This is a genomic window from Streptomyces sp. NPDC026417 (genome assembly GCF_055567695.1).
Map to the genome: position 1 here is coordinate 1 of NZ_JBVHPY010000010.1, position 4,340 is coordinate 4,340.

Genomic DNA, 4,340 nt, shown 5'->3' on the forward strand with positions numbered 1-4,340 from the left:
CCCCCCCCCCCCCCCCCCCCCCCCCCCCCCCCCCCCCCCCCCCCCCCCCCCCCCCCCCCCCCCCCCCCCCCCCCCCCCCCCCCCCCCCCCTCCCCTCCCCCCCCCCCCCCCCCCCCCCCCCCCCCCCCCCCCCCCCCCCCCCCCCCCCCCCCCCCCCCCCCCCCCCCCCCCCCCCCCCCCCCGGTGCCGGCGGGCCTCAGCCGAGGTCGCCGGCGGCCGTCAGCTCGGCGAGACGGACCAGCGTGCGGACCGCGGAACCCGTGCCGCCCTTCGGGGTGTAGCCGAAGGGACCCTGCTCGTTGAAGGCCGGGCCGGCGATGTCGAGGTGCGCCCAGGTGATGCCCTCGCCCACGAACTCCTTCAGGAACAGACCGGCCACCAGGCCGCCGCCCATCCGCTCGCCCATGTTGGCGATGTCGGCGGTCGGGGAGTCCATGCCCTTGCGCAGGTGCGCCGGGAGCGGCATCGGCCAGGACTCCTCGCCGACCTCCTCCGCGGCCTCGACGATGGCGGTGCGGAACGCGTCGTCGTTGGCCATCACGCCGAACATGCGGTTGCCGAGGGCCAGCACCATGGCGCCGGTCAGGGTCGCCACGTCGACGATCGCGTCCGGCTTCTCCTCGGACGCCTTCCACAGCGCGTCGGCGAGGACCAGACGGCCCTCGGCGTCCGTGTTCAGCACCTCGACGGTCTTGCCGCTGTACATGCGCAGCACGTCGCCGGGGCGGGTGGCCGAACCCGAGGGCATGTTCTCGGCGAGCGCCAGCCAGCCGGTGACGTTGACCTCAAGGCCGAGACGCGCGGCGGCGACGACGGCGGCGAAGACCGCCGCGGCACCGCTCATGTCGCACTTCATCGTCTCGTTGTGGCCCGCGGGCTTCAGGGAGATGCCGCCCGAGTCGTACGTGATGCCCTTGCCGACCAGGGCGAGGTGCTTCTTCGCCTTGGAGCTGGTGTACGAGAGCTTGACCAGGCGGGGAGCGGCGGCGGAACCGGCGCCGACGCCGAGGATGCCGCCGTAGCCGCCCTTGGCCAGCGCCTTCTCGTCGAGCACCTGCACCTTGATGCCGTGCTCCTTGGCCGCGGCCTGCGCGACGGCCGCGAAGGCCTCCGGGGTCAGGTCGTTCGGCGGCGTGTTGACCAGGTCGCGGGCGCGGTTGAGCTCCTCCGTGACGGCGACGGCGCGCTCGACGGCGGCCTTGTACACCTTGTCGCGGGGCTTGCCGCCGAGCAGCACGATCTCGGCCAGCGGGGCCTTGCCGTTGGCCGCGGCCTTGCCGCCCTTGGCGGAGCCGTTCTCCTTGTACGCGTCGAAGGCGTACGCGCCGAGGAGGGCGCCCTCGCCCACGGCGCCGGCGTCGGCCGGGTCCGCGACGGGCAGCGCGAACGCGGCCTTCTTGGTGCCGGCCAGGGCGCGGGCGGCGGCGCCGGCGGCGCGGCGCAGGGACTCGGCGGGGTAGGCCTCGTCCTTCTCCGGGAGGGCGCCGAGACCGACCGCCACCACCACGGGGGCCTTGTAGCCGGACGGTGCGGGCAGCTTCGTCACCTCGCCCTCGGCACCCGTGGCGCCGAGGGTCTCGAGGACGTCGGCGAGCCTGCCGTCGTACGCCTTGTCCACGGCCTCGGCGCCCGGTGCGACGACCGGTCCCTGGGCGCCCTTCGCGACACCGACCACGATGGCGTCGGCCCGCAGGCCGGACGCCGCGGCGGTGCTGAGAGTGAGAGCAGTCACGGTGGTGAAATCTCGCTTCCGTTGAAATGTGGACGGTCGAGCGGGGGTGGGTCGACCGGGCCTGTGCCACAGACCCTAGATCGGCGGGGGGCAGCCGCTCGGACCGGGCCGGGTGCTACCGGGGACGAGCCTACGCGCGGGCCCGGGTTTCGCTCATTTCTACGGGCGTTCACCCCTGGGTGGCGCGATGCCCCACTTATGGCCCCCCGTACTCGTGACCTGGGCCACACTCGTCGGGTTCCGGTGAGCGGCCGACTCACCGCTTTGCATCATTTCCACGGATCCTCCTCGGAACGACCACAGGGGGATCTTTTTCTGGGGGAGGGACATACATGGCGCAGAGTGCGCTCAGATGGAGAAACACGGCGGCCGCCCTGGCGGCCGCCGGCCTGGTGGTGGGGGGCCTCGGGGTGCCCGGCGCCTCGGCCGCGCCGGAGCCGCGCATCGACCTGAGGGTGCTGGTCGTGGACAACGGCGACAGCCCCGTCCAGGCCATCACCGCCGAGCTCAAGAGCACCGGCATCCCGTACACCACGGTCGACCTGAACGACTCCGGCCGCCCGACGGTCGACGCGGCCTTCCTCAGCGACACGGCGGGCAGCACGCCGCGGGCCAGATTCCAGGGTGTGGTGCTGCCCAACGAGGCCCCGTTCGGCGCCGGTTCGGCCGAACAGACCGCCCTGGAGGCGTACGAGAAGACGTACGGCATCCCGCAGGTCGACGCCTACACCTGGGCGCACCCGGAGGTCGGGCTGGAGTACACCAGCGAGGGCGGCTACACCGGCAGCCTCGACGGCCGGGAGGCCGCCGTCACCACCGAGGGCCGGTCGGGCCCGTTCGGCTACCTCGACGGCCCGTTCACCTTCGAGGACAACTCCTCCACCACGCTGGAGAGTTACGGATTCCTGGCGAAGCCCCGGGCCGGCTTCACCAGCTACGTCGACACCGCCGTGCCCGAAGGGACGGGACGCGCCAGCCTGGTCGGCGAGTACGCCCACGACGGCCGCCGCGAACTCGTGGTGACCTTCGCCTACAACCAGTACCAGCAGCAGTTCCGGGTCCTCGCCCGGGGCATCGTCGAATGGCTGACCCAGGGCGTCCACCTCGGCCGCAGCCGCAACTCCTTCGCGGTGCACGTCGACGACGTCTTCGCACCCGACGCCCGCTGGGACACCGAGCGCAACTGCACCCCCGGCGACCTCGACTGCGTGGGCGGCGACGGGGAGGAGACCACCACACCGGTCCGCATGACGGCGGCCGACGCCACCTACGCGGCCCAGTGGCAGCAGTCCAGCGGCTTCACGCTCGACATGGTCTACAACGCCGGCTCGGGCGAGGAGTGGAAGAGCGAGAACGGCGGCACGGACGCCCTTGCCGACCGACTGCTCGCCGACAAGGCCAAGTACCGCTGGGTGAACCACACCTACACCCACGCCTTCCTCGGCTGCGTGCAGGACACCTCGACGGTGCCGTGGACCTGCGCCAAGAACGCGGACGGCTCGGTGCGCTACATGAGCCGCTCCGACATCTCGGCGCAGATCCGCGACAACCACAACTGGGCCGTCGCCAAGGGCCTGCCGGTCGACCGCACCGAGCTGGTGACCGGCGAGCACTCCGGGCTGAAGTCGCTGCCCCAGCAGCCGGCCGACAACCCGAACCTGGCGGAGGCGCTCTCCGACAACGGCATCAAGTGGACGGGCTCGGACAACTCCCGCGAGCCCGACCAGCGTCCGGTGGGCAGCGCGCTGACCGTGCCCCGCCACCCGATGAACGTGTACTACAACGTCGGTACCAAGGCCGAGATGGCCGACGAGTACAACTGGATCTACACCTCCAGGGCCGACGGCGGCAGCGGCGTGTGCGAGGACAACCCCACGTCCACCTGCATGTCCGAGCCCCTCGACACGGACACCGGCTACCAGTCGTACATCGTCCCGCAGGAGGTGCGCACCGCCCTCGGGCACGCCATCGGCAACGACCCGCGGCCGCACTACGTGCACCAGTCCAACCTGGCCGAGGACCGGCTGCTGTACCCGGTCCTCGACAAGGTCCTCGCCGGCTACCGGGCGCTCTACGCCGACAACACCCCGCTGGAGAACCCCCGGCAGAGCGCGATCGGCACCGAGCTGAAGCGCCGCGCCGACTGGCGGACGGCCGTCGCGAACGGCAAGGTCACGGCGTACCGCGTCGGCAAGACCGTCACCGTCAGCGCCCCGTCCGGGACCCAGATCCCGGTGACCGCGCCCGAGGGCACCAAGAAGCAGATGCTCCTCGGCACCAGCGTGTTCGGGACGCCGTACGCAGGGAAGCGCTCGGCCTGGATCACGCCCGAGGTGCTGCAGTCCGCTCTCAAGCTCACCCTGCCGTAAGGAGGGTCCGCACCGTCGCGCCCGCCCCGCGACGACCGGCACGCACGCCTGTGCGCACCGGACGCCGCGGGGCCTGCCCTGCGGGCGACCGGCGCGACGGTGCGGACACCCCGGCGCGGCAGCACGACGGCACGGGGGGGGGGGGGGGGGGGGGGGGAAGGGGGGGGGGGGGGGGGGGGGGAGGGGGGGGGGGGGGGGGGGGGGGGGGGGGAAAGGAGAACAGGGGGGAGGTGGAGAAG

Annotated in this window: 2 protein-coding genes; one reads left to right on the forward strand and one right to left on the reverse strand. The window is 73.2% G+C overall.

Annotated features, from left to right (window positions below; translation table 11 throughout):
- Positions 1 to 196: 196 nt before the first annotated feature.
- On the reverse strand, positions 197 to 1,732 hold the full coding sequence (locus ACZ4NT_RS17415) for a leucyl aminopeptidase (protein WP_121403436.1): 1,536 nt from the start codon (positions 1,730 to 1,732) through the stop codon (positions 197 to 199).
- 332 nt (positions 1,733 to 2,064) lie between these two features.
- On the opposite strand from ACZ4NT_RS17415, the gene ACZ4NT_RS17420 reads away from it, so the two are divergent.
- Positions 2,065 to 4,101: a hypothetical protein gene (locus tag ACZ4NT_RS17420; protein ID WP_467726138.1), complete on the forward strand. Its 2,037-nt coding sequence runs from the start codon at positions 2,065 to 2,067 to the stop codon at positions 4,099 to 4,101.
- Positions 4,102 to 4,340: the final 239 nt, after the last annotated feature.

Bases quoted from the DNA above. Each gene is read 5' to 3' on its own strand.
- ACZ4NT_RS17420 (WP_467726138.1), top strand. From the start codon at position 2,065: ATGGCGCAGAGTGCGCTCAGATGGAGAAACACGGCGGCCGCCCTGGCG.